We start from the raw sequence: 25910 nt of genomic DNA, 5'->3' as shown, positions 1-25910 counted from the left end.
CGGATCCTGGGCACGCTGGCCCGGTCCCTGCAGGCCTCCGGTGAACGCTGGGGCGTCGCGGCGATCTGCATCGGCGTCGGCCAGGGCCTCGCCGTCGTCCTCGAAAACATGACCGTTGCCGGAACCAACACTGGAAAGGCGTAAGCGATGCTGAATTTCATTGACACCGTAGGCGAGGCCGTCGCCGGCATCAAGGACGGTTCCACCGTGATGATCGGCGGCTTCGGCAACGCCGGCCAGCCGTTCGAACTGATCGACGCGCTGCTGGACGGCGGCGCCCGGGAGCTTACCGTGGTGAACAACAACGCCGGCCAGGGCGACCAGGGCCTGGCCCTGCTCATCAAGGAAGGCCGCGTGAAGAAGATGATCTGCTCCTTCCCGCGGCAGTCCGACTCCTGGCACTTCGACGCCAAGTACAAGGCCGGCGAGATCGAACTGGAACTTGTCCCGCAGGGCAACCTTGCTGAGCGCATCCGGGCAGCCGGCGCCGGAATCGGCGGCTTCTTCACCCCCACGGGCTACGGAACCATGCTGGCCGAGGGCAAGGAAACCCGCATCCTGGACGGCCGCGGCCAGGTCTTCGAGACCCCCATCCACGCCGATGTCGCCCTGATCAAGGCGCTCAAGGCCGACGGCAAGGGCAACCTCGTCTACCGCAAGACCGCCCGGAACTTCGGCCCGATCATGGCCGCTGCGGCGAAGCACACCATTGTCCAGGTCTCGGAGATTGTGCCAACCGGCGGACTCGACCCGGAGAACGTCGTGACCCCCGGGATCTACGTCAACAGCATTGTCCGTGTTAATAACTCAGTGAAGGCGGCCTGACATGAGCGCACAGACAAGCAGTGAGACCGGCTCCATCCAGACGTCCGAGACGCCCCTGGGCCGCGACGACCTGGCCCGCCTGGTGGCGAAGGACATCAGGCCCGGCTCGTTCGTGAACCTTGGCATCGGCCAGCCCACCCTGGTCTCCAACTACCTCGAGCCGGAGCAGGACATCACCCTGCACACCGAGAACGGCATGCTGGGCATGGGCCCGGAAGCCAAGGGCGATGAGATTGATGAGGACCTCATCAATGCCGGCAAGATCCCCGTCACCGAACTCCCGGGGGCTTCCTACTTCCACCACGCCGACTCGTTCGCAATCATGCGCGGCGGCCACCTGGACATCTGCGTCCTCGGCGCGTTCCAGGTCTCAGCCACCGGAGACCTCGCCAACTGGCACACCGGCGCACCTGACGCCATCCCTGCCGTGGGCGGCGCCATGGACCTGGCCACCGGTGCCAAGGACGTCTTTGTGATGATGACGCTCCTGACGCGCGACGGTGCGTCGAAGATCGTCGAAGCCTGCACGTACCCGCTCACCGGCGTGGGCTGCGTGACCCGGGTGTACACGGATAAGGCGGTGTTCCTCACGGGTCCCGACGGTGTCCAGGTGCGGGAGACGTTCGGCTGCACGCTCGAGGAGCTCCAGGCCCTGGTGCCGGTCCCCCTCACAGCAGCCCCCGCCGTCGAACGCTAACCCACCAACCCAACAGCGCGAACGGACACTTAAGCTCCCCGCCCAGCCCTGCGGGAGGGCCGGAAGTGTCCGTTCGCGCTCCCGGCGGGGCCGGAAGTGTCCGTTCGCGCTCAGGGGAGACGGCTGAGGCTAATAGGATTGGTAACCATGACCGACGCAGCAGCAGACACCGCCCCCGGGCGTTCGTCTGCGCCCCAGGCCAGTGACCAATACGTGCAGTCCCTGGCCCGCGGGCTGGCCGTGATCCGCGCCTTCGATACCGACCACCCGGTGATGACCCTGACCGAGGTGGCTGCCCGGACCGACCTGACCCGCGCCACCGCGCGCCGCTTCCTACACACGCTCGTGGAGCTGGGCTACGTCCGCACGGACGGGAAGACCTTCGCCCTCACGGCGCAAGTGCTGCAGCTCGGCTACGCATACCTGTCCGGCCTGTCGCTGCCGCAGCTCGCCCAGCCGCACCTCGAGGAGCTGTCGCTGCGGCTGGGAGAGTCGACGTCGGCCGCTGTGCTGGACGGGAAGGACATCGCCTACATCGCCCGCGTCACCACGCGCCGGATTATGAACATCGGCATCACGGTGGGGACCCGCTTCCCGGCCTACGCCACGTCCATGGGCCGGGTGCTGCTCGCCGCGCTTCCGCCGGCTGCACTGGAGAAGTACCTCGCAGAGGCTGAGATCAAGCCCCTCACGCCCCGCGCCATCGGCACCAAAAAAGACCTCGTGGCAGCATTGGACACGGTCCGCGCGCAGGGCTGGTGCCTGCTGGACCAGGAACTCGAACTTGGCCTGATGTCCATCGCGGCGCCGGTCTACCACGGCCCCACAAAAGTGGTGGCCGCCATCAACGTGTCGCTGCAGGCCCAGTCTGTGGCCACCAAACCGGACCCCAAGGCCTACCTGGAGATGGTGCGGAAGGAAACTGTGGAGACGGCAAGGCTGATATCCGCGGACCTTTCAGCCAAGCACTAGCGCGGTGCCCGGCCGACTCTCGGAGGGCGGCTTACTGCTGGTGCCCGGGCAGGGTGACCGGTTCCACGGGCGGCCACCATTTGGTGGGCGGGCCGATGACAAACCGGCGCCCGCTCAGTTCACTGGGCGTGATGCGGACGAGGATGTCCTTGGCACCCTCCTGCCACGGCGACGGCGTCTCGGCGGGGGCGTCCTCACCGGGCTGCACGGCCTCGGCCACTCCCTTGACCACCACGCTCCACGCAATGGTCCCGTAGATGTTCAGCCCGTCCGCTTCAAGAACCACCGGCTCCCCGGAGAGGATGGCGTCCAGCTTGGTTCCGTGACCTGTCCGGAAAAGCACCGTGCCCTCGTCCGGCAGGTAGTTGACCGGAAAGATCTCCGGCTTCGCATCGCTGATGACCGCCAGCCTTCCCACGGACGCGGAACGCAGGTGCTGCCAGCATTCATGAACGGTGAGATCTTTTGTTTCCGGCCCCGGCCCAGACGTGTTCATGCTGCTGAGCCTAGGTGCCGGGTCCGCGTTGCGGCAGGGTAGCAAGTCCCGGATTTCAGTTACGCTTCACTTTGGGAGAACCCCCGACCATTTGCCTGTGAAGGATGCCATGACCCAGGAAAACAAACGCGCCGCAATCATCATCAATCCCGCCAAGCCGGTGGACTTTGATGTCCGCGGCCTGATGGCTAAACACTGCGCTGACGCCGGATGGGATGAACCCCTGTGGATCGAAACCACCAAGGAGGACCCGGGCGTCGGGCAGGCGAAGGAAGCGCTTGAGCGGGGCGCCGACGTCGTTATAGCTGCCGGCGGCGACGGCACCGTACGGTGCGTGGCTGAGGTCCTTTCCGGCACGGACACCCCGATGGGGCTGCTGCCGTTGGGCACCGGCAACCTGCTGGCCCGCAACCTCGGGATGGATGTCACCGACATCGAAGGGGCGATGGCGGGTGCCCTCACGGGCGAGGACCGCAAGATCGACGTCGTCCAGGCCGTCCGGAGCGACCCGGAAAAGGAGCAGCTCTTCCTGGTGATGGCCGGCATGGGCTACGACGCCACCATCATGGCGGACACCAACGAGGACCTGAAGGACAAAGTGGGCTGGCTGGCCTACGTGGACGCCGGCATCCGGAACCTTCCAGGAAAACCCGTGAAGGCAAACATCGTCATCGACGGAAAGTCGGTGGCACACCGCCGGGTCCGCAGCGTCATGGTGGGGAACTGCGGCAAGGTCCAGGGCGGTCTGGAAATCTTCCCGGACGCGAAGGTGGATGACGGCCTGCTGGATGTGGTGGTCCTGGCGCCGCGGGGCAAGCTCGGCTGGTTCTCCGTGGTGGCCGGCATGATCGGCAAGGGCCGGGGCAAGGACACGTCGGTGGAGTACTTCCAGGGAAAAACCGTTGAGATCACCTTCGAGCACCCGGACGACTACCAGCTCGACGGCGACCACGAGGGCGACACCAAGTACGTCAACATGACCATGCTTCCCGGTGCGCTGACCGTCCGGATGAGCGCGCCGGCCGACGCCTAGCTGCACAGCCCAGCCTGGCCATCAGACATGAGAGGTTCGACGGCGGCCCGCTCCCAGCGGGCGGGCCGCCGTCGTTCTTGCCTGGGCTGCTGGATCAGTCCGCGAGCAGCCTGCCCCACCTCGGTGCGAGCAAGGGGGACCCGGCAAGTTTGAGGCAGTGCCACAAAGTCACCGCCACGGAGTCCAGCACCGGAACGCCGGTTTCTGATTCCACTTCCGCCGCGATGTTGGCGCCGTACAGGTTGGTGCAGAGGTAGATCAGGGCGTCCGGGCGGGCTGCGGCCAGCTCCAGCGTCCCCGGCCGCATTTCCTCGTCCGTCACCCTGGCGAACGACTCGTTGTCGCTCAGCCCCAGGGCCCGGTGGCCGATGGTTTTGATACCGTCCGTCTCGTAGGAGGCCATGATGGCGCGGTTCACGTCCTCCGTGTACGGCGTGAAAAGGCCTATCCGTTCCGTGCCGAAGGACTCGAAAGCCGCCAGGTAGGCGAGCGTGGAGGTGGTGGCGGGGATGCCCGTCGCGTCCGTGATTTCGGCGACCAGCTCCCGGTCGTGGTCCGCGCCGAGCCACGAGCCGGACGTGCCGTTCCAGGCGATGACATCCACATCCGCCGTTGCCAGCAGCTCGGCGGCGGCGCGCATGACAGCGGGATCAAACTGCTTGTCCGAGGAGTCATCCAGGGCGATCCGGGTGACGGGGATCCGGGTGAAGTGGATGGTGACGTCGTCCCGGTCGCCCAGGATCCGGTAGCTCTGCGGCTCCAGGCAGGTGTTGGAGGACGGCACGATCATGCCGATGCGGGTCTTGCGTGCTGCGGAAGGCATGGTTGCTCCTACTTTGCTGCGAAGAGGGTTGCGGGAGTGGCGGCGGCCGAACCCGTGCCGGACGAGAGGTGCTGCCGGAAGCCGTTGCGGGCCACGAAACGTCCCACCGCGCCGGGATCGTGGAAGCCGGCATCGTCCACCACCACGCGCCCGGCGGAGACGACGACGGCGGGCCAGCCGGTGAACGTGCGGCCGTCGAACGGCGAGAAATCAGTGCCCATGTGCAGCGCACCGCCGTCGACCGTCCGTTCCTCGGCGGGGTCGAAGATCACCAGGTCGGCGTCGAAGCCCTCGGCAATGGTCCCCTTGCGGGGGACCGCGTTCACGCGGGCGGGGCCTGCGGAGAAGACCTCCACGAAGGCCTCCACCGAGCCACCGGTTGAAGCCACGGCTGTGAAGGTGACGGGCATCCGCGTTTCCACTCCCGGAAGGCCGTGCGGCATGGCGCGGACGTCGTCCGTCCGTTCACGCTTCTGGGACAGGTCGTAGCAGGAGTGGTCCGAGGAGACGGTGTGGATGGCGCCGTCGGCCAGCCGTTCCTTGAGCGCGGCGACGGTTTCGGGGCTGCGCATGGGCGGGCAGCAGGCGTACCACTCGGGAAAAGCGGAGCCGTACGCCGTGTCATCGAGGGTGAGGTAGTGCGGGCACGTCTCGGAATAGGCTTCCTGGCCGCGGGCACGTGCCTCGGTGACCAGGTCGACGGCGCCCGGGGTTGACTGGTGCACGAAGTACACGGGGGCTTTGGTGTACTCGGCCATGGCAAGGGTTTCCTTGACCGAGATTTCCTCGGCAAGCTCGGGGCGGGTCCGGTGCAGGTGCTCGATGCCGATCCTGCCGTCGTCGGCATGCTGCTGCGTGCAGTCGCTGATGATGGGGTCGTGTTCGGCGTGGATGTAAGTGAGGCCGTCCAGCCGCACCATCTCACGCATGACCTTCAGGATGGTGTCCCCGTCCGCCATGGTGGTGCCGCGGTTGGTGGTGTACATCTTCACCGAGCGCACACCTTCGGCGGCCAGCTGCTCCAGCTGCCACGGCACGGTCTCGTCCCAGCTGACAACGGCGCCGTGCAGGGCGACGTCGCAGCGGGACTCCTGCGCCAGTTCCTTCTTGTGGAGCACAGCGGCCAGCGGGGTTTCCTGCGCGTCGCGGGGAATGCCGAAGTCGATAATGGTGGTGGTGCCGCCCCAGAGCGCTGCCGTGGAGGTGGTGCGGTAGTCGTCCAGGGTGCGGAAACGTCCGGTCACCTGGGCCACGTGGCAGTGGCCGTCCACGCCGCCGGGAACCACCAGCCGGCCGGTGGCGTCAACGATGCGGTCAGCGGCGGGGACCGGTTCGGCAGCGTCGATGAGCTGGTCGATGCGGCCGTCGCGGACCACCACGTGGGCGTTCCGGCGGCCGAAGCTGTTCACTACGGTGCCGTGGGCGATGACGAGGTCTGGAATGCGGGACATCATTGTCCTCCTAGTTCTTTGAAGCGGCGCTTGTTGAAGCGGTGAGTGCAGACTGGGCGGCGGCCAGGGCGGCGTCGAGGTTTTCGGAGAGGCCCTTGCGGGCTTTCACCGGTGGCGGCGCGAAGGCGCCGGCGCGGTGCGGTCCGGACTGAAGTCCGACGACGGCCTCTGCCATGCGGATGCCGGCGGAGATGCCATCCACCACCGGAACGGGGATCTGGCCGCGGAGTTCGCGGGCCAGCCCGGCGAGGGGCGCGCCGGCGAGGATCACGACGTCGGCCCCGTCCTCGGTGACCGCCTGCAGGCTGAGCGCCAGCAGCGTTTCCTTGAAGTCCTGCTGCACGGAACCGATGCCGGTGAGGGTCTCATTGATGGAGCGGATGGAGGCCAGCCGGCCGCCGAGGCCGAAGCGCTCCACGCAGTCCAGGTACCAGGGCCGGATCCGGTCGGAGATGGCGATGATGGAGAAGCGGTGGCCCTGCAGGGCGGCAGCGCACAGCGCGGCCTCGGTGATGCCGATGACGGGGACGTCCGTGAGTTCCTTCAGGGCAGGCATGCCCGGATCGCCGAAGGCCGCCACGACGACGCCGTCGATGGGCGCCGCGTCGGCGGGTGCAGCGGGGGAGGCCGCGCCGCCGCCGGAAGTCTCCGGGGTATATTCGGCGATGACCTCGGCCAGGGCGCCGGCGGCGATCAGGGACTCGAAGCGGGTTTCGATGTATTCGACGCCGTGCCCGGCGGTGCGGACCACCAGTTCGGTGCCCGGCGAGGCGGAGCGCAGGGCTTCCGATTCGATCAGCGCCGTGACGTCGTCGCTGATGTTGGGGTTGATGACTAGGAGCTTCATTTTTTCTTCCGGTGAAGGGCGGGTTCTGTTTTCTGGAAGTCGTCGGGGAACTGTTCGCGGTATTTGCCGATGTGCGACGCCGACTGGGCGGCGGCACGGTCCGGATCGCCACTGGCGATGGCGCCGTACAGGTCCCGATGTTCCTGGATCAGTTCGGGCAGGTCGCTGACGTGGCGGAACAGCCAGTGCATGCGGCCCTGCAGAGGTTCAAGAGCGGACCTGAGGAAGCCGTTGTCCGCGATCCGGGTAATGGCGTCGTGGAATTCGCTGTTGGCCCGATGTGCCTCCATGACGGCGCCTTTGGTGAGGCAGCGTTCGGCCTCGTCCAGCAACCCGTCAAGGTAGGCCAGATCCTCCGGCGTTGCGCGGACGGCGGCGAGGCGGCAGGCCAGCACCTCCAGTGATTGGCGGACATCGAAGAGATCCTCGACGTCCTTGGGGCTGAGTGAGCTGACCTCGGCGCCGCGGGCTCCCCGGTCGCTGAGGAGGCCTTCCTGGCGCAGCATCCGCAGCGCCTCCCGGACCGGCAGCCGCGAGACGTTGAACTCGGCTGCAAGGTCGCGTTCCACCAGCCTGGTGCCGGGAGCGTAGTGCCCTTCGAAAATCCGCGTGCGGAGCGTGTCCCGGACAGTCTCGCGGAGGGGGCGTTCCTTGTCCTGGGTTTCATCTGCGGTAATCATGGTGCTCCGTTCGGGGTTCTTGACGGGTGGTGCGCTCCCGGCGCCGGGAGGAGGTGCTGCGGTGCCTAGCTTAGGGCCGCCGGCTGAGGGCCGACCGCCTAGACGGGCAGGCGCTTGTTGTAGTCCAGCATGAGGACGGACACGCCCATGATGATGGCGGATCCCACGAAGTACAGCAGCGCCCACGTGTAGGAGCCGGTGGCGCCGACGATCAGGCCGACGGCGATAGGGGTGACAAAGCCCGAGATGTTGCCGCTGAAGTTCATCGCGCCGCCCAGGACGCCGGCGTTGGTCCGGCCGCCCAGGATGGACGGGATGCTCCAGAAGAGGCCCACCCAGCGGAGGAAGAACATCACCACGGAAAGAAGTACGACGGCGGTGGTCGGGTCCGCCACGACGGTCACCCCGATGAGGCCGCCCACCACCACGACGCTTGAGGTTCCCAGCAGCGTGCGCATGACGCGGTTGGCCGAGGCTCCGGCTGCCCGCCACTTGTCGGCGATGGTGCCGCCCAGGATCTCGCCGACGAAACCGGCGCCGAAGATCACGAACGTGGACCAGCCGATGGTTTTCAGGTCAAAGCCCTTGGCCTGGGCCAGGTAGAGCGGGCCCCAGGTAAGCAGTCCGTAGAACACGCCGTTGAAGCCCAGCCAGCCGAAGCACATGGCCCAGAAGGAGCGGAATTTCAGGTAGGGGAGCAGGGCGCGCTTGCCCTTGCTGCCGTCCAGCTCGGCCTCGGCGTCCTCGGCCGCGTGGGAGGCTTCGATGTATTCGGCCTCGGCAGCGTTGACTCCGCGGTGCTGGCGCGGGTTGTCCCGGACGTACCACCAGACGGCAAGGCCCATGAGCACCGTGGCGGCACCGGCGATGACGAAGGAACTGCGCCAGCTCCCGGTGGCGGCGATGAGGCCGGCGATAAGGATGCCGCCCAACCCGGCGCCCAGGGGAGCGCCGGCGTCGAGGATGGTGGCACCGCGGCCGCGTTCCGACTTGTGCATCCAGATGGCATTGAGCTTGCCGCCGGCAGGCATGACCCCGGCTTCCGTTACACCGATGCCAAGCCGGGCGATGAACATGCTCAGGAAGCCGCCGGCCATGCCTGAGGCGGCCGTTGCGGCGCCCCAGCCGACGCAGGAGGCGGTCATGACTTTGCGGGGGCCGAACTTGTCGATCAGCAGGCCGACGGGGATCTGCATGAGGGCGTAGGTCCAGAAAAAGGCGGAGAGGAGGAGGCCCACCAGCTCAGGTGCGAGGTTGAATTCCTTCTGGATGATGGGGAGCGCCACCGAGATGGAGCCCCGGTCGATGTAGTTGACGGCGACGAGGACGAGGAGCAGCAGGAAAAGCTTCCAGCGGACGTTGGTGCGCCGTTGCACTCCGTCCTTGCCGGTCTGGCCTTCGGGGGACTGAACTGCTGTTGGATCGGTTTCGGTACTGGGAAGAGACACAGCTTCTCCTTCACGGGGAAGATTGCGGGCAGGGGAAAGACTCTGGTGCGGTGGCTGGCCGGGGCCGGATCGGGCGGCGGCCGTACTGTCCCGGCTGGATCTGCATACGCCTTTCGTGGCGCCAGGCTCCGGGAAGATGTCACTTTTGGGATCCCGTTTTGGGATCCCAAAATTAAAGATAGAAGTGAGCCCCGCCACTGTCAAGGGCTTTTCGCCCGCGGCCCGCCGGGCAGCCTATTTACCGATTGTGACTGCCGGCAGCTACCGGCTGTCGCTGTGCGCGAGGATCTCGGCCAGCTCAGCCAGCCGGTGCGCCCGTGCCGATTCAGCGGGCGTAAAGGGCTCGCCGGGGCGGTAAAAGGTGATGGGGCCGTGCCAGGCCGTCGGGATCTTCAGCACTGTCCCGGCGCCGGTAGCGGCCGGGGCTTCCTCGCGGCCCTCCGCGGCCACGGGTACGATCCTCGCCGAAAGCAGCTCGGCGACGGCCAGCGGAAGCTCATCCGGGTTGCCCGCAATCCGCGCGGCAAGACTCAGCGCCTTGGTCTGGCCGTCCGCCATGGCCAGGGCCGTCGTGGGCCAGACGTGGGAGTGCCTCCCGCCGCCGTCGCGCAGTGCCTCAAGCATCTCCCGCTCGCCGAGATGCCCCGGGGCGGACAGGACGAACTCGTCCATGACGCCGCCCGGCACCGGATGGAGGTGGATGCTGAGGATGTTGGTGTCCAGCCGTGCCAGGGCTTCCGTGATTTTTTGAAGCGACCCTGGCTGGTCGCGCAGCACTGTGCGTGCGCGCCACAGGGCCGGTGCAGTGTTCAGCCGCTTGCGGTGCCGCAGGGCAGGAGCGTGCAGCCAACTCCTCAGCATCCTGGCCGCGGAGGGCTCAGCAACCCAGATCACCAGCACCGTGGCGGTCAGGGTGAGGACCAGGACTTTGGCCACATAGGGAAGGTGCGTCTCCACCACGGCGGCATGCACAAGGAGCTCAATGGGCAGCATGACGGCGATATTCGCAAGTGTCAGCCGGGTTTTTGTGGGTTCCGGCATCTGGCCGCAAACTTCGCAGCTCAAGTCGGCCGATTCGGGGGACTGTGCCTTGCGCTTCATACTCACATCATGTCCGGGCCCTGTTTCAGAGGCGTTGCAACCGGGTCACGAACGCCAACATCCTTGAAATGGCGGGGATTTTCGAGTACTTGCTTCGGCCGGCGGAGGGCGCCGTGAGGGTCCGGCCGGAGCCTGCCCCAGGAGGGCCTGCAAGTAGACGCGGGTGTTTCGTGCTTTAAGGCCTGCAGGTAATTTCCGCCAGCCCACCTAAGCGTCCGAGACCCGTCCGGGTACTACCCGCATAAAGCACCGGAGCTATGCATAGAAAGCCGGGTAGGTGGCCCTCGTGACGGGGGCACAGGCCCACGGCTTGTATTGGGGAAGGCATCATCCGGTGCCGCCTACCAATGGTCGGGGGGATAGGCAATGACGGCATCGTCTGCTCGCATATCGCACTCGTCCTTCATGAGTGTGTGGGGGCCGCAATGAGTCAACTGGGCAAGACCACCCCGTTCGTCATGAAATTCCTCGGGCCAGGGGGAAGCTCCGGGACCATCGCCAGTCCGCCGCGCGGACCCGCCGGCTACGCTGCCCCCGCCGGTTCCTCCGTCGTCGGGCGTTCCCCCGGAAGCCCGGAAGGGCAACCGCCGGAACGCAAGCTCTCCGGCCGCGAATGGGCCCGCTTCCTGGCCCGCTTCCTCCGGATGACCGACTCCCTGGTAGTGGTTCTTTCGGTGCTTATCGGGTACGTGATCCGGTTCGACGGCGGTCATTCCTTTGCGGAAAGCCGGGACAATGCGGTGGGCGCCGTCCTGGCCGCAGGCCTCGTGGTGTTATGGACCGGGGCCCTCCATTTCTACCGCACGCGGGACCCGAAAGTCCTTGGCGTCGGTTCCAGCGAATACAAGCGCGTTGCCGTTGCCACCACCCGCGTCTTTGGCGTGCTGGCCGTGTTCCTGGTGGTGTTCAGGCTGGAACCGGCCTGGGCCTTCTACGTCGCGTCGTTTCCCGTTGGTGTCCTGGCTCTCGTGGGGAATCGGTGGTTCACCCGCCGCTGGTACAACCGGAAACAGGCCGACGGCCAGTTCCTGGTAAAGGCAATAGTCATTGGCCAGCCCGAGGATGTCCGCTACGTACTCGGGCGGATCGCCAAGAAGACCGGTGCGGCCTACGAAATCCTGGGGGTGTCCCTCCCGGGAGCCCGCCGGGGGATGATGCTCGACGTCGACGGGCACCGTGTTCCCGTTTTGTCCTCCACCGATGACGTTGTCCGGACAGTAGGAAAGTGCGGAGCCGAGGCCGTAATCGTGGCGGGCCCGGTGCCGGGAGGCAACCAGTACATCCGTGAGCTTGGCTGGCGGCTGGAGGAGCACTCCGCCGAACTCGTACTGGCATCCACGCTGACCAACGTTGCCGGGCCGCGGATTCACTGGCGGCCGGTGGAGGGGCTGCCGCTGATGCACGTGGACGTCCCGCAGTACAGCGGCGGCAAGCATGTGCTTAAGCGGCTGCTGGACATCGCGGGCGCCTCGATGGCCCTGGTTCTGCTGTCGCCGCTGTTCCTGGTCCTGGCGGTCATCGTCAAGCGCAGCGGTCCCGGACCGGTGTTCTTCAAACAGGAGCGGGTGGGCAAGGCCGGCCAGCCGTTCCGGATGATCAAGTTCCGTTCCATGGTGACCGGCGCTGAGGCATCGCTCGCGAACCTGATGGCACGCAACGAAGGGGCCGGCGTGTTGTTCAAAATGCAGAACGACCCGCGGGTGACCAGCTGCGGGCGGTGGATGCGCCGCTACTCGCTGGACGAACTGCCGCAGTTCTGGAATGTCCTCACCGGCGAAATGAGCCTGGTGGGACCCCGTCCGCCGCTGCAGCGCGAAGTGGAGGCCTACGAACGGCATACCCACCGGCGGCTGCTCATCAAGCCCGGAATCACCGGTCTCTGGCAGGTCAACGGCCGCTCGGACCTGCCCTGGGATGAGGCCGTGCGCCTCGATCTCTACTACGTCGAAAACTGGTCGATCATGGGGGACGTCATCATCATGTGGCGGACCTTCAAAGCAATGTGCATGCCTGCGGGCGCGTATTAAGTGGAGGGGACAGATATGGAATCGTCACAGGAGTCCTACCGCCGGGACCTTGACCTTATGGCATCCGCCGCACCGCTGCGGGCAGCCGTTATCGGTGCCGGCTACTGGGGGCCGAATCTCGCCCGGAACTTCAATGCAAGCCCCGACTGGAAACTTGCCGCGATCGTGGATATGGACCGCGACCGCGCCACCAAGCTCTCGGCAGCGAACGGCGGGGTTCCGGTCTGCGAGTCCATCGACGAGCTGCTGGATACGGTCGACGTCGATGCGGTGGCGATTGCCACGCCGGCGCACACCCACCACGGCATCGCCCTGACGGCGTTGCGTGCCGGAAAGCACGTGCTCGTGGAAAAGCCACTGGCTGACAGCAGGGCAAAAGGCGTGGAGATGGTCGAAGAAGCGGAGAGCCGCGGGCTGGTACTGATGGCCGACCATACCTATTGCTACACGCCCGCGGTCCTGAAGATTCGGGAACTGATTGCCGAGGGATCCCTGGGCGAGATCCTGTTCATCGACTCGGTGCGGATCAACCTGGGGCTGGTGCAGCCGGATGTGGACGTTTTCTGGGACCTTGCTCCGCACGATCTGTCCATCATCGACTTCATCCTGCCTGGCGGCCTCCGACCGGCTGAAGTGGCGGCACACGGCGCGGACCCGCTTGGCACCGGGCGGGACTGCGTGGGGCACCTGACGTTTGCGCTGCCGAATGATGCCATGGCGCACGTGCACGTGAACTGGCTCAGCCCCACCAAGATCCGCCAGATGGTGGTGGGCGGTTCCCAGCGGACGCTCGTCTGGGATGACCTCAATCCGCAGCAACGGCTGAGCGTGTACGACCGCGGCGTCAGCCTGGACCGGAAGTACCGTTCGCCCGCCGAGAAGAAGGCCTTCGCCATTTCCTACCGGTTGGGCGACACCTGGTCCCCCGCGCTGCCGGAACATGAGGCGCTCGGCCAGATGGTGGCGGAATTTGCCAGCAGCATCTGGCATCACCGGCCGGCGCGGACCAGCGGGGCGTCCGGCCTGCGGGTGCTGTCGGTACTGGAAGCGGTAAGCCGCAGCCTCAGTGGCGACGGACAGTCGGTCCCTGTCACGGGCAACGAAACCCAGCTGGAGGGACGGCGATGAGCATGCTGCAGGGCGCGCGGGTCCTGGTCACCGGCGGGGCCGGCACCATCGGATCCACTATTGTCGACCACCTGATCACCGCAGGAGTTGAGCGGATAACCGTCCTGGACAATCTGGTCCGCGGCCGTCGCGCCAACCTCGATGAGGCGGTTGCTACGGGCAGGATCGAACTCGTCGAAGGGGACCTGCGCGACCGGGACCTGGTCCACGACCTCACCCGCGGCAAAGACATCGTTTTCCATCAGGCGGCCATCAGGATCACGCAGTGCGCGGAGGAGCCGCGGCTCGCCCTCGAAGTGCTGGTGGACGGCACATTCAACGTGTTCGAAGCGGCGGCCGAGCACGGCGTGGGCAAGCTGGTGGCAGCATCCAGCGCATCGGTCTACGGGATGGCGGAGGAATTCCCCACCACCGAGCGCCACCACCACCACAACAACGACACGTTCTACGGCGCCGCGAAGTCCTTCAACGAGGGTATGGCCCGCAGCTTCCGGGCCATGACAGGCCTGGACTACGTCTTGCTGCGTTACTTCAACGTCTACGGACCCCGGATGGACGTGCATGGCCTCTACACGGAGGTGCTGGTCCGCTGGATGGAGCGCATCGCGGACGGGCAGCCGCCGCTGATATTCGGGGACGGACGCCAGACCATGGATTTCATCTACACCAGGGACGTCGCCCGCGCTAACATCCTGGCCGCCGGTAGCGGAGTTCGCGAGGGTGTCTACAACGTGGCCAGCGGGCAAGAGACCAGCCTTCTGGAACTCGCAGAGGCGCTGTTGCGGGCAATGGACTCCGATCTGCAGGTGGAACATGGCCCGGACCGCGCCATCAACGGTGTTGTCCGCCGCCTTGCTGATACCTCTGCTGCCCGGTTGGACTTCGGCTTTGCGGCTGAAACCGGGCTGGAGGAGGGGCTCCGGGAACTCGTGGACTGGTGGCGTCCGTTGCGCGGCGAGATTGCCGCCACCCGGGTGGGAGGCGTGCGGTGACCGTCAGCCAGGATCAGGCCCTGAGCCGGATCAACGTTATGAAGCCTTGGCTCGGCATCGAAGAAGCGGAGGCTGTCGCGGAGGTGATTGCCTCCGGCTGGGTGGCCCAGGGTCCCCGGGTAGCGCAGTTCGAGGAATCCTTTGCCGCCGCCCAGGAGGCAATGTACGCCGTCGCGGTTTCCAACTGCACCACCGCCCTGCACCTGGCGCTGAAGGTGGCCGGCCTCGGGCCGGGCGACGACGTCGTGGTGCCGTCCTTCTCCTTCATCGCCACCGCCAACGCCGCCGGCTACGTGGGAGCGAGGACGGTGTTCTGTGATGTTGAACAGGAAACCGGCAACGTCTCGGCGCAGACCGTCGCCGCCGCACTGACCCCGGCCACAAAGGCTGTGATCGTGGTGGACCAGGGTGGAATGCCGGTGGACCTGGAACCCATCCGGGCGCTGTGCGACCCCTTGGGGATCACGGTGGTGGAGGATTCAGCCTGCGGTGCGGGCTCCACGTACCAAGGCCGGCCCGTCGGAGCCGGCGCGGATTTAGCGGCGTGGTCCTTCCACCCGCGCAAGATCCTGACCACAGGCGAGGGTGGCATGCTGACCACTCGGAACCCGGAATGGGCCGGCCGTGCCCGCAGGCTGCGGGAACACGCCATGAGCGTCTCGGCCAACGACCGCCACGCCGCCCTCCTGGCCCCTGCGGAGGAGTATCTGGAAGCCGGATTCAACTTCCGGATGACTGACATGCAGGCCGCAGTAGGACTGGTCCAGCTGGCCCGGCTGGCCGAGGCTGTGGCCCGGCGCCGCGAAATCGTGGCCGGCTACCAGGCGGCCTTGGCCGGCATTGAAGGCTTGCGGCTGGTCCGCGACCCGGCCTACGGCACGAGCAATTTCCAGTCCTTCTGGGTGGAGGTTTTGCCTTCATTCCCCATCCACCGCGAGGAACTCCTGGAGCGCATGGCACGCGACGGCATCTCCGCCCGCCGCGGCATCATGGCCGCGCACCGGCAGCCTGCCTACGCGGGCCGGGACACGGGAGGGACCGACTTGTCGGTCACAGAACGGCTGACGGACAACACCCTGATCCTGCCGGTGTACCACCAGCTGACGCCGGGCGAGCAGGCCCGGGTGCTGCGGTCCATCCGGCTGGCAAGCGGGGAGGGAACCCGTGGCTGACCTTATTCTCATCGCAGCCAGCGGACTCGCCCGTGAAGTCCTCGCCACCGTGCGCGACAGCGGCCAGTTCGATGTGGTGGGCATCCTCGACGACGACCCAGGCAGGGCGGGCACCACAGTGGACGGCTCGCACATCCTGGGACCGGTCAGCGACGCGCTCAAGTATCCGGACGCGAAGGTGGTGGTCTGTGTCGGAGCAGGCAGCGGTCGGGCCGGGATAGTGGAAAGGCTTGCAGAGCTTGGATTTCCCGACTGGCGGTACGCCACGGTGGTTGACGCCTCGGTGCGGCTGCCGGAGGGGTGCCGCATCGGCCGCGGCAGCATCTTGCTGGGCCATGTCACCCTGACGGCCGACGTCACCATCGGAAACCACGTGGTTGTGATGCCCGGGGTTACCCTCACCCATGACGATGCGGTGGAGGATTTTGCCACCTTTGCGGCCGGCGTTTCGCTCGGCGGAGGGGTCCGGGTGGGACGGGCCGCGTATCTCGGCATGAACTCCTGCGTGCGGGAGCGGACCATCGTCGGTGCCGGTGCCACCGTGGGCATGGGGGCCGTTGTCCTGGCCGACGTTCCGGCCGGAGAAACCTGGGTCGGCGTTCCGGCACGGGCTGTCGCGCGAACCATGCAAACGACTGCTGCTTCAGGAGGCGGACAATGACTCTTTCACCAACTTTCCCCCTGGCTGTTCCCCTCGTTGACCTCGGCGCACAGCAGAACGAAATAGCCGAGGAAGTGGAGAGTGGCATCAGGCAGGTCTTCGCGCGCACTTCTTTTATCGGAGGTCCGGAGGTTGCAGAGTTCGAGCAGGCCTACGCCGGATTCCTGGGTGCCCGCCATTGCGTCGGCGTGGCCAACGGCACCGATGCTTTGGAGCTTGGGCTCCGTGCAGCCGGAGTCAGGCCCGGAGGGGAAGTCATCCTGCCGGCCAACACGTTCATTGCCACAGCCGAGGCCGTAAGTCGGATAGGAGCGGTCCCGGTACCTGTGGACGTGGACCCGGACTACCTGCTCATCGATCCGGCCGGGGTCAGGGAGGCAGTGACTGAGGCGACTCAGGCAATCGTGGCCGTGCACCTGTTCGGGCAAACGGCATTCGTCGAACAGCTAAAGGCCGCTGCCTTCGGATGCGGCGCCGTTATCGTTGAAGACGCCGCACAGGCCCAAGGGGCATCACGCCACGGTCGCTTCGCTGGCACGCTCGGAACCGTTGCAGGTACGAGTTTCTATCCGGGCAAGAACCTCGGGGCGGCGGGTGACGCCGGGGCAGTCCTGACCAATGATGACGCTATCGCTGACCGTGTCCGCCTACTGGGCGCCCACGGCAGCTCCGTCAAGTACGAGCATGACGCGATAGGCATGAATTCCCGCCTGGACACTATCCAGGCGGTGGTGCTCAACTCCAAACTGCGGCGCCTTGCGGCCTGGAACGAACGACGGCGGGAGGCCGCCGCCCGATATACGGAGATGCTCAGGGATGTGCCCGGCATTGTGCTGCCGCGCACGGCTGACGGCAACATCGATGTCTGGCACCTCTACGTCATCCGGATCCTGGACCGGGACCGCGTGCTCGCCGCGCTGAACGGGGCGGGGATCGGCGCCGGCATCCACTACCCGGTTCCGATGCACCTCAGCCGTGCTTATCGACATCTGGGATTCTGCCGTGGGACATTCCCCGTAGCTGAAGAAGCCGCGGCAACCATGCTCTCCCTGCCGATTTACCCGCATATCACCGCCCGGCAGCAGGAGTATGTCGTCGGCCAATTGCTCGCAGCCATGGAACGGCCATGACACACTCACGCAGCGGAGCCGGGGCCTCGAACGCCTTCGCGTGGAGCCTGCTGAACACCCTGGTGTCCAGGGTGGGCACGCTCGGCATTGGAATCGTCCTGGCGAGGGTGTTGGGTCCGGATTCCTTCGGCACCTTTGCCGTGGCACTGGTGGCACTGATGGCAGTCCTCAGCTTCAATGAACTTGGTGTTTCGCTGGCGATCGTCCGGTGGCCAGGCGACCCCGCGAAAATAGTACCCACGGTCAACACCATCTCCGTGGTGGGGAGCGGCATCTTCTGCGCGGGGGCCGTCCTTGCGGCGCCTGCGTTTACGGCGGCCATGGGGGACCCGGGAGCAACCGACGTAGTCCGGGTCCTCATCCTCAGCGTCTTCATCAACGGGGTGGTGGCTTCTCCGGCAGCCCTGCTCCAGCGCGACTTCAAGGAAAAGACCAGGCTGGGAATCGACCAGGTCAACGTGTGGACGGGGGCTATCCTGTCTGTCGTACTGGCGCTCGCGGGGATGGGCGCCATGGCACTGGCGGTGGGCAGGGTAGCCGGAAGCCTCATTTCCGGTGGCATATTCCTCGCGGCTTCGCCCTTGCCCTATCGTTTCGGACTGGACCGCAACCAGCTTGGACCGCTGCTTCGGTTCGGCCTGCCGCTGGCCGGCACCAGCATCATCTTCTTCGCGATTGGCTACGCCGACCAGCTGACGGCCGGAAGCATGCTGGGGCCCGCCGCACTCGCCTTCTACGTCCTTGCGTTCAACCTTTCCAACTGGCCTGTCAGTATCCTGGCCCAGCCCCTTCGCAGGGTGGCACCTGCCGCGTTTTCAACACTTCAGCAGGACAAGGCAGCCATGAATTCGGCGCTCGTCTCGGTAGTGGCTGTCCTCGCGGCAGCCACGTTGCCGCTGGTGATGTTTCTAGCTGGAAGTGCGGTATCGCTCGTCGATCTGGTCTACGGCAAGGAGTGGCTGCCTGCGGCTGCAGCACTTTCGTGGCTGGTGGTGGCCGCCGTCAGCAGGATCTTCTCGGACCTGGCCTATGACTTCATGGTTGTCCAGGGTAAGTCCGGCACAGTATTTGTCGTTCAGGCCGGCAGCCTCCTGGTGCTGGTGCCCGCACTTGCAGCCGGTGCGGCACTGAATGGGCTCCCCGGCCTGGCCTTTGCGCAGGCACTCGTCTCGAGTTGCGTCCTGTTGCCCCTTTGCCTGTGGCAGCTCTCCCGGACCGGCGTTTCGGTGCGCGCGCTCTATTCAGTGGTATGGGTACCTGCGCTGGCGTCCATGGCTGTCGGTGCAACATCGCTTGGCCTGTCCGGCTGGTTGCCAGTGCCTTGGCTGGAACTCCCTGTGGGCGCGGGCATTGCAGCCTCCACGGCCGTTGTGTTGCTGTACTGGCGCCGGGACGACGTAAAACTGCTGAGGAAAGTGGGTCGCCGCGAAGCGCGCCCGGATGTCGCGGAGCTGGTCCCGTGAAAATCCTGGTCTACCCCCACGACCTCGGCATCGGCGGAAGCCAGATCAACGCCATCGAACTTGCCGGAGCTGTTCACAGGATGGGCCACGAGACCATCGTTTTCGGACGGCCCGGTCCGCTCGTGGAAAAAGTCCGGGTGCTGGGGCTGGAATTTGTGGCTGCACCGACCACGGGCAGGCGGCCTTCGATGGCCGCCGCCCGGGCGCTGGCGAGCCTAGCTCAGCATCGGCGAATCGATATTCTGCACGGCTATGAGTGGCCGCCCTCGTTGGAATGCTACTGGGCAGCGCGGCGGCGGCCACAAGTGGCTGCGGTTTCCACCGTCATGTCCATGGCAGTCGCGCCCTTCATCCCCAAGCATCTTCCGCTGACGGTCGGAACCTACCAAATCGCTGAAGTCGAAGCCGGCGTCGGCCGCTCGGCCGTTACCGTGCTGGAGCCCCCTGTCGACGTGGACGCGAACCGTCCCGGCCTTGACCTTGCCCAGGCGGAGCTCAGGAGGAGGTGGGGTATCGCGGACAGCGGGTTTGTTGTGGCCGTCGTGTCCCGCCTTGCCCGGGAGCTCAAGCTGGAGGGCATCCTCAGCGCCATGGACGCGGTGGCGTCCCTCCCCGCCGGAATGCGGGTTTGCCTTCTCATCGCCGGTGACGGCCCGGCGCGCGCGGAAGTTTCCGGGCGGGCGGAACAGGTGAACATCCGGACCGGCCGGCAGACGGTTGTCCTGGCCGGCGAACTTGCCGACCCCCGTGCGGCCTACGATGTGGCCGACGTCTGCCTTGGCATGGGCGGTTCGGCGCTGCGGGCGCTGGCCTTCGGCAAACCGCTGGTGGTCCAGGGCGAAGCAGGCTTCTGGGAACTCCTGACGCCTTCCTCACTCGGGACCTTCCTGTGGCAGGGATGGTACGGCGTGGGCAGCGGGCAAGCCGGCGGCGCTTCCGCCCTCCGCCAAATACTGTCCGAGATCCTGCCGGCCGAGCGGCTCCGCGCCGAGCTCGGGGCATTCGGCAGGAGCGTTGTGGAGCACCGGTACTCGTTGGAACATGCTGCAGAGGTCCAGCTCGACATCTACGCAGCAGCCCTGGATCCGGCGTCCTCCAGCCGACGGGCGTACTTCCGCGAACTCGAGGCTGCCGGCCACTTCCTCCGCTACAAGCGCCGCCGGCTGCAGGCGCGCCTGACCGGCCGCGATACCGCTGATGATTTCAACGCCCGCCCCGTAGCAACGGCTCGGCCCGTGCAGGCATTCTCCGCCGGAGGTGCCGCATGAGCACCGGCGGCCCCATTGTCTGGATGGCCGGCACCGGACCCGCGCGGAGCCTGCCATGACCGTCCGGCGCAGAACCGCTCTCTTGCTGCTCGTGCTCTACCTGGCCGCCCTGGCGTGCATCGGCTTTTGGCCCACCCCTGTGGAACGCCCCGTCTCCGGCCTCCTGCGCAGCTTCCTGCGGGTCCTGCAGGACCAGCCGCTGACTGCGGGAATCAGGTCAGGGCACGTGGAGGTGGCCGCCAATGTCCTGCTGTTCGTGCCGCTCGGGCTGCTGGTTGCGAGCCTGCTGCCGGCACGCCGCTGGTGGATTGCTACGGTGGCGGGGCTGCTGGGATCCGGAGCCATTGAGGCTGTCCAGTTCCTCGCCCTCGACCAGCGCCAGGCCACCCTCCGCGACATCGCCAGCAACACGCTGGGCGCCCTGCTCGGTGCGCTCGCGGCCTTGTGGGTGCGCCGCCGACACAGGGCACCACTAACAACGCCGGTCTCCGGCACCACTGTCCCCGGGAGGAACGACATGATCACCATCGCCGCCACGGCTGACGTGGGAGAGTCCGCCAGCATTGGAGAAGGCTCCCGGATCTGGCATTTGGCACAGATCCGGGAAGACGCTGTCCTGGGCAGCAATTGCAACATCGGCCGGGGAGCCTACGTGGGACCGGCGGTCCAGCTGGGCGACAACTGCAAAGTCCAGAACTACGCACTGGTCTACGAACCGGCGCGACTGTCCGACGGCGTCTTCATCGGCCCCGCGGCTGTTCTCACCAACGATCTCCACCCGCGGGCCATCACACCCGAGGGAACACTCAAGGGATCCGAGGACTGGGTCGCCGTGGGTGTGACTGTCGGCAAGGGTGCCTCCGTCGGTGCGCGTGCGGTCTGCATAGCGCCCCTCACCATTGGCGAGTGGGCCACCGTGGCTGCCGGGGCCGTCGTGACCCGCGACGTCCCGGCCTACGCCGTGGTTGCCGGCGTGCCGGCGCGGCAAATTGGCTGGGTGGGTGAGGCGGGCCATCCGCTCAAGCAGGACGACGGCGGCAGTTGGCTCTGCCCCGTCACCGGCCGCCGCTACTTCGAAACCAATGGGCAGCTCGTGCCCGCCGACAAGCATTAAGGAGGCGACGTGGACAACCTGGACGCCGACAAAGTCATCCTGGGCGGCACTCCGGTGGATCTGATGGATCCTGAGCCGGCCTTGGAACTCATCCTTGCCCGGGCCGGACAGCGAGGTCTGCCGCCCCTCGGTGTCGCCTCCGTCAACCTCGACCACCTTCATCATTTCGGTGCCGGCGGACGGTGGGAAGGCACGCTGCACGCGGATCCGGCCAGTACAGTCGACTGGCTTTATCTGCTCGACGGCGCCCCGCTCGTGGCACAATCCCAGCGGCTCACCGGGCATCGCTGGCCACGGCTGGCTGGAAGCGACCTCGCGTCGCCGCTGCTGGAACGGGCTGAGCAATTAGGGCTCCGGGTGGGGTTCCTCGGCGGTTCACGGGCGAACCAGGAGCTTTTGGCGCAAAAAATCGCTGAGGAGCATCCGCGCCTCCACGTTGCGGGAATGTGGTCCCCCGACCGGGTAGAACTGGCCTCCGCGTGCGACTCGGAGGGGATCGCGGCTGACATTGCCGCAGCCGGCACCCAGATCCTTTACGTGGGACTTGGCAAGCCACGGCAGGAACTCTGGATCGACCATTATGCCGCCCTTACCGGCGCCGCCGTCCTGCTCGCCTTCGGTGCAGCGGTGGATTTCCTTGCGGGGAGGGTGCATCGTGCGCCCCAATGGGCCAGCGACCATGGGCTGGAATGGGGCTACCGTCTGGCGCTGGAACCCAAACGGCTCGCCAGCCGCTACCTGATCGACGGCCCTCCGGCGTACATCAAGCTGCGGACTGCGTCGTGCACCGTGCCTCATCCGCGGGCGGAGTCCGCACCGTCGGCCGCTCCCGCGCCGCGGAGTCCCGGCCGCTTCACCGGAGCCGACGGCGCTGTGGATGCCGCCGTCGTAGTTGTTACTTACAACAGCGCCAATGGCGTCGGTCCGCTGCTGGAGAGCCTGCGGGAGGAGACAACGGATCTCACGCTGCGCGTGCTGGTGGCGGACAATTCCTCCAGCGACGGTACCCTGGCGCTCGTGCGTAGCGCCCACCCGGACGTCATTGCCTTCGCCACCGGAGGCAATCTGGGATATTCCGGCGGCATCAATGCCGCGATGCGGAAGGTCGGGGAAAGCGCCACAGTGGTGGTTCTCAATCCGGACGTCACCGTGGGACGCGGAAGCCTCAAAACCATGATGCACCGCCTCCGTTCGTCCCGTGCCGGGGCAGTTGTGCCGCGTCTCCAGGACGAAAGAGGTGCAACGAGCCTGTCCCTGTACCGTGAGCCGGGCATCGCCAACGCGGTGGGCGACGCATTGGCGGGAAGGCGGTTCCAGAACCGGCCGGGCTGGCTGGCCGGCACCGACTACAACCCGGAAAGCTACGCCCATCCCCACACCGTGCACTGGGCCACAGGGGCTGCGCTGATGGTCCGCCGCAGCCTGGCAGACTCATTGGCATGGGACGAGTCATACTTCCTCTATTCCGAGGAAGTGGACTTCTTCCGTGGGCTGCGAACCATGGGTGAAACCATCTGGTACGAACCGGCAGCTCTCATGACCCATGCAGGTGCCGGCTCGGGCACGTCACCAAGGCTGAATGCCCTGCTGGCCGTCAACCGTGTGCGGTACATCCGCAAATACCATTCGGCCGCGTATTCGGCGGTCTTCCACGGTGCGGTGGTGCTCTCCGAAGCGCTGCGCTCCTGGAAGCCGGACCGCAGGGGAGTGCTGCGGGCTGTTCTGGATGAAGGCAGTTGGACCGACCTGCCGGGCGCCACCAAGGACCCCGACCCCGCATACTTTCCTGCTGGCTCGGTGGTTATTCCTGCCCACAACGAAGCAAGCGTGATGGCCCGAACGCTCGCCCCGCTTGCTCCACTCGCAGCCGCAGGGCAGCTCGAGGTGATCGTAGTGTGCAACGGTTGCTCGGACGAAACCGCCGCTATAGCCCGCGGCTTCGAAGGTGTGACGGTACTGGAAATCGGACGACCCTCCAAGTCCGCTGCCCTCAACGCCGGCGATACAGCCGCCACCAAGTTCCCCAGGCTCTATCTGGACGCCGATGTGCAGATTAGTCGGCAGGCAGTGCGGGATGTGCTGACTGCGCTGGGCCCAGGCGGACCCTTGGCCGCGCGCCCGGCTGTGCAATTCGACCTGCAGGACGCTCATCCGCTGATCCACTCCTATTACCGCACGCGGCTGCGGCTGCCCTCTGCACGGAACCGGCTCTGGGCCGGAGGGGTCTACGGCCTGTCGGAGCAGGGACGAACGCGATTCAGGGAATTCCCGGACCTGACAGCGGACGACCTCTTCGTCGATCGGCTTTTCGAGCCGTCGGAAAAGGCTGTCCTCGATGTCGACCCCGTGGTCATTCGTCCGCCAAGGACACCCAGGGACCAAGTGGCAGTCCTGCACCGCGTCTACCGGGGCAATGCCGAACAGAACGGCGACGCCGGCCAGCACAGCACAGCCCGGCAGACTCTCGCGGAGGTGCTGCGCTCTGTCCGAGGCCCGCTATCCGCCGTCCACGCTGCGGTCTATTTGGGATTCGCGGTGGCCGGAAGGCAGGGGGCGGGAGGACCCGGTTCGAGTGCCTGGGAACGGGATGACAGCAGTCGTGTACCCGCGGGGTCGCCGCAGGGGCCCTGGGACCGCATCCGTAGCAGCTGGGGTACGGCCCCGCACAAGTAACCCAGGGGTATCCGGCGGCAAGGAATACAAGTACTGCCCTGCTCGCCGGGCAGCACCGCGGTGCCCAAGCGGGTATTACGCGCTGCAACGGCCGCGCTCCGCGGGAAAAAGGCGCGTACGTGACTCTCGTGACCGCACCGTCGAGTGGCGCGTTGAATGGAAGGGCATACCATTTCCTTTTTGACGAGGGGGAGGTCCCGGTGACCATCAGCGAAGACCGTGCGGTTAGCCACATCGGTGTAATGAGGCCGTGGCTCGGGCAGGAGGAAGCGGACGCCGTCGTGCAAGTGCTTTCTTCGGGCCGGACGGTTCAAGGGCCACGCGTAGGGCAGTTTGAAGAGGCGTTCGGTTCGGCGCAGCAGGCGTCGCACGCCGTCGCAGTGTCCAGCGGTACCGCGGCCCTCCACCTGGCGCTCAGGGTGGCCGGGGTTCAACAGCAGGACGACGTCGTTCTGCCCTCGTTCTGTCCAATTGCGAACGCCGACGCCGTGAGCCGCCTGGGCGCCCGGACGGTCTTTGCCGATGTCGAGGCCGGAACCGGCAATGTATCGCGCGGGACCATCGAGGAGGCCCTGACACCGGCAACCCGGGCGGTGATCGTGGCGGACCTGGGCGGCATGCCTGTTGACTTGGAACCCATCCGCGACCTATGTGATCCGCTCGGTGTCACAGTCATCGAGGATGCCTCCTGCGGCGTGGGCTCCACCTACCAAGGACAGCCGGTGGGCGCCGGCGCCGAACTGACCGTGTGGTCCTTCGATTCGTGCGAGGTCCTGACCACCGGCGAAGGCGGCATGCTCACCACCCGGAAAGAGGCGTGGGCGGCCGCGGCCCGGCAACTTCGTAACAACACCGGGAATGATGCGGGATTGGATCACCGCATGACCGATCTGCAGGCCGCCATCGGCCTGGTCCAGCTGGGGCGGCTGCACGAAGCCGTTGCCCATCGCAGGGAAATTGTCGCCAGCTACCAGCTCGCGCTCTCACGGATCGCAGGGCTGCGGTTCATCAAGGACCCGGACTACGGCAGCAGCAATTTCCAATCCTTCTGGATGGAAGTGCTGCCGTCATTCGCCTTGCCCCGGGATGAGCTTCTGGAGCGGCTGTCGCGCGACGGTATTTCTGCCGGCGTCGGGCTTACGGCGGTCCATCGGCAGCCGGCGTACTGGGACCGGGACACCGGTCTGGCGGACCTGTCGGTCACCGAGCGGTTGGCGGACCGGCTGGTGGTCCTGCCGGTGTATCACCAGTTGACCCCCGGCGAGCAGTCCAGGGTGCTTCGCTCTGTCCGGCTCGCGGCGGCCGGAATACCCGTCACCGTTCGGCGCGGCAAGTGGACCGGCGGCTTCCGGCGCACAGACGCGGCCAGCGCCTGACCGCCGGATCGTCAGCGGGAGCTTTCGGACTCTTTCGCTGACGATCCGGCGGTGGTGAGTTCCCTGTCGGTGCCCGCGAGCTGGGTCAGCAGGTCCCGGATCTCGGCCAGCAGTGCGGTGTCCGCCGGAATGGGTTCCTCCTCAGGTTCCGCCGTCGCCAGGCGGCTCTTCACCAGTGAGTTGATCTTGTTCATGGGTGCCACGAAGATGAAATAGACCACCGCGGCAGTGATGAGGAAGGTCACGAAGGCGGTGATGACGCCGCCGATATTGACGAATGTCTTGCTGTTGCCAGGCCAGATAGCGAAGCCCAGGCCTTCGGTCTGGACCCCGCCGGCCGCTGCGATGATCGGGTTGACGATGTGTGTGGTGAACGCGGTCACCAGCGCCGTGAACGCCGTGCCGACGACGACGGCAATGGACAGTTCGATCACGTTCCCGCGAAGGATGAAATCCTTGAATCCTTTGAGCATGGGGGTCCTCCGGTTTGCGTTTCTGTCGGTGGTTTAACCGATAGACAATACCAGTCCGCC

At 66.4% G+C, this 25910-nt stretch carries 23 protein-coding genes and 2 pseudogenes; 17 read left to right on the top strand and 8 right to left on the bottom strand.

Features of this window, described 5'->3' with window-relative positions:
* The 4 genes and pseudogenes from ASF98_RS23665 to ASF98_RS08130 all read left to right on the top strand — a co-directional run.
* A pseudogene (locus ASF98_RS23665) lies at positions 1–144 on the top strand (3-oxoadipyl-CoA thiolase); the annotation flags it as partial.
* Positions 145–147: 3 nt separating this feature from the next.
* Positions 148–825, top strand: coding sequence for a 3-oxoacid CoA-transferase subunit A (locus ASF98_RS08140; RefSeq protein ID WP_055799992.1), 678 nt, complete (start codon positions 148–150; stop codon positions 823–825).
* Position 826: 1 nt separating this feature from the next.
* Complete coding sequence (locus tag ASF98_RS08135) at positions 827–1522, top strand: 3-oxoacid CoA-transferase subunit B (protein ID WP_055799988.1); 696 nt, start codon at positions 827–829, stop codon at positions 1520–1522.
* Positions 1523–1669: 147 nt separating this feature from the next.
* Positions 1670–2494, top strand: a complete 825-nt coding sequence (locus ASF98_RS08130) for an IclR family transcriptional regulator domain-containing protein (RefSeq protein WP_055799985.1) — start codon at positions 1670–1672, stop codon at positions 2492–2494.
* A 31-nt stretch (positions 2495–2525) separates the two neighbouring features.
* Here the strand turns inward: ASF98_RS08130 and ASF98_RS08125 are convergent, their stop codons facing one another.
* Complete coding sequence (locus ASF98_RS08125) at positions 2526–2990, bottom strand: pyridoxamine 5'-phosphate oxidase family protein (RefSeq protein WP_055799982.1); 465 nt, start codon at positions 2988–2990, stop codon at positions 2526–2528.
* A gap of 109 nt (positions 2991–3099) precedes the next feature.
* On the opposite strand from ASF98_RS08125, the gene ASF98_RS08120 reads away from it, so the two are divergent.
* On the top strand, positions 3100–4023 hold the full coding sequence (locus ASF98_RS08120) for a diacylglycerol/lipid kinase family protein (protein WP_055799979.1): 924 nt from the start codon (positions 3100–3102) through the stop codon (positions 4021–4023).
* A gap of 94 nt (positions 4024–4117) precedes the next feature.
* Here ASF98_RS08120 and ASF98_RS08115 read toward each other — a convergent pair whose 3' ends face one another.
* From ASF98_RS08115 to ASF98_RS08090, 6 genes are all read right to left on the bottom strand, one after another.
* On the bottom strand, positions 4118–4846 hold the full coding sequence (locus ASF98_RS08115) for a maleate cis-trans isomerase family protein (protein ID WP_055799976.1): 729 nt from the start codon (positions 4844–4846) through the stop codon (positions 4118–4120).
* Between the two features lie 8 nt (positions 4847–4854).
* Positions 4855–6297 (bottom strand): amidohydrolase family protein, encoded by a 1443-nt coding sequence (locus ASF98_RS08110; protein ID WP_055799973.1) that lies wholly within the window; start codon positions 6295–6297, stop codon positions 4855–4857.
* A 10-nt stretch (positions 6298–6307) separates the two neighbouring features.
* Positions 6308–7144: an aspartate/glutamate racemase family protein gene (locus ASF98_RS08105; protein WP_055799970.1), complete on the bottom strand. Its 837-nt coding sequence runs from the start codon at positions 7142–7144 to the stop codon at positions 6308–6310.
* Positions 7141–7824 carry a GntR family transcriptional regulator gene (locus ASF98_RS08100; RefSeq protein ID WP_055799967.1) on the bottom strand — a complete coding sequence of 228 codons (684 nt, stop codon included), beginning with the start codon at positions 7822–7824 and terminating at the stop codon, positions 7141–7143. The genes ASF98_RS08105 and ASF98_RS08100 overlap by 4 nt, the downstream gene beginning before the upstream one ends.
* Before the next feature lie 98 nt (positions 7825–7922).
* Positions 7923–9272, bottom strand: coding sequence for an MFS transporter (locus ASF98_RS08095; RefSeq protein WP_055799964.1), 1350 nt, complete (start codon positions 9270–9272; stop codon positions 7923–7925).
* A 261-nt stretch (positions 9273–9533) separates the two neighbouring features.
* Complete coding sequence (locus ASF98_RS08090) at positions 9534–10373, bottom strand: ACT domain-containing protein (protein ID WP_055799962.1); 840 nt, start codon at positions 10371–10373, stop codon at positions 9534–9536.
* A 425-nt stretch (positions 10374–10798) separates the two neighbouring features.
* Between ASF98_RS08090 and ASF98_RS08085 the strand changes: the two genes are divergently transcribed.
* From ASF98_RS08085 to ASF98_RS08035, 12 genes and pseudogenes are all read left to right on the top strand, one after another.
* Positions 10799–12400 (top strand): sugar transferase, encoded by a 1602-nt coding sequence (locus ASF98_RS08085; RefSeq protein WP_055799959.1) that lies wholly within the window; start codon positions 10799–10801, stop codon positions 12398–12400.
* A gap of 15 nt (positions 12401–12415) precedes the next feature.
* Positions 12416–13528: a Gfo/Idh/MocA family protein gene (locus ASF98_RS08080; protein ID WP_082506765.1), complete on the top strand. Its 1113-nt coding sequence runs from the start codon at positions 12416–12418 to the stop codon at positions 13526–13528.
* A complete protein-coding gene (locus ASF98_RS08075) occupies positions 13525–14520 on the top strand; it encodes an NAD-dependent epimerase/dehydratase family protein (RefSeq protein ID WP_055799956.1) in 996 nt (331 codons plus the stop codon). The genes ASF98_RS08080 and ASF98_RS08075 overlap by 4 nt, the downstream gene beginning before the upstream one ends.
* Positions 14517–15692 (top strand): DegT/DnrJ/EryC1/StrS family aminotransferase, encoded by a 1176-nt coding sequence (locus ASF98_RS08070; protein ID WP_055799953.1) that lies wholly within the window; start codon positions 14517–14519, stop codon positions 15690–15692. Before ASF98_RS08075 ends, ASF98_RS08070 begins: the two co-directional genes overlap by 4 nt.
* Positions 15685–16353 (top strand): acetyltransferase, encoded by a 669-nt coding sequence (locus ASF98_RS08065; protein ID WP_055799952.1) that lies wholly within the window; start codon positions 15685–15687, stop codon positions 16351–16353. The genes ASF98_RS08070 and ASF98_RS08065 overlap by 8 nt, the downstream gene beginning before the upstream one ends.
* Entirely contained in the window at positions 16350–17483 is a 1134-nt protein-coding gene (locus ASF98_RS08060) for a DegT/DnrJ/EryC1/StrS family aminotransferase (RefSeq protein ID WP_055799949.1), read from the top strand. Before ASF98_RS08065 ends, ASF98_RS08060 begins: the two co-directional genes overlap by 4 nt.
* Positions 17480–18946 carry an oligosaccharide flippase family protein gene (locus ASF98_RS08055; RefSeq protein WP_235505715.1) on the top strand — a complete coding sequence of 489 codons (1467 nt, stop codon included), beginning with the start codon at positions 17480–17482 and terminating at the stop codon, positions 18944–18946. The genes ASF98_RS08060 and ASF98_RS08055 overlap by 4 nt, the downstream gene beginning before the upstream one ends.
* Positions 18943–20214: a glycosyltransferase gene (locus ASF98_RS08050; RefSeq protein ID WP_055799948.1), complete on the top strand. Its 1272-nt coding sequence runs from the start codon at positions 18943–18945 to the stop codon at positions 20212–20214. Before ASF98_RS08055 ends, ASF98_RS08050 begins: the two co-directional genes overlap by 4 nt.
* Positions 20215–20269: 55 nt before the next feature.
* A pseudogene (locus ASF98_RS24725) lies at positions 20270–20650 on the top strand (VanZ family protein); the annotation flags it as partial.
* A gap of 81 nt (positions 20651–20731) precedes the next feature.
* Positions 20732–21328 carry an acyltransferase gene (locus ASF98_RS24720; RefSeq protein WP_055800027.1) on the top strand — a complete coding sequence of 199 codons (597 nt, stop codon included), beginning with the start codon at positions 20732–20734 and terminating at the stop codon, positions 21326–21328.
* Positions 21329–21337: 9 nt separating this feature from the next.
* Entirely contained in the window at positions 21338–24001 is a 2664-nt protein-coding gene (locus tag ASF98_RS23655; RefSeq protein WP_082506763.1) for a WecB/TagA/CpsF family glycosyltransferase, read from the top strand.
* 200 nt (positions 24002–24201) lie between these two features.
* Positions 24202–25377, top strand: coding sequence for a DegT/DnrJ/EryC1/StrS family aminotransferase (locus ASF98_RS08035; RefSeq protein WP_082506762.1), 1176 nt, complete (start codon positions 24202–24204; stop codon positions 25375–25377).
* Positions 25378–25388: 11 nt separating this feature from the next.
* Here ASF98_RS08035 and mscL read toward each other — a convergent pair whose 3' ends face one another.
* Positions 25389–25850, bottom strand: a complete 462-nt coding sequence (gene mscL / locus ASF98_RS08030; RefSeq protein ID WP_055799945.1) for a large conductance mechanosensitive channel protein MscL — start codon at positions 25848–25850, stop codon at positions 25389–25391.
* Positions 25851–25910 lie beyond the last annotated feature (60 nt).

The organism is Arthrobacter sp. Leaf337 (assembly GCF_001423745.1).
Classification (GTDB): Bacteria; Actinomycetota; Actinomycetes; order Actinomycetales; family Micrococcaceae; genus Arthrobacter.
This window is presented reverse-complemented; position numbering and strand designations above follow the sequence as displayed.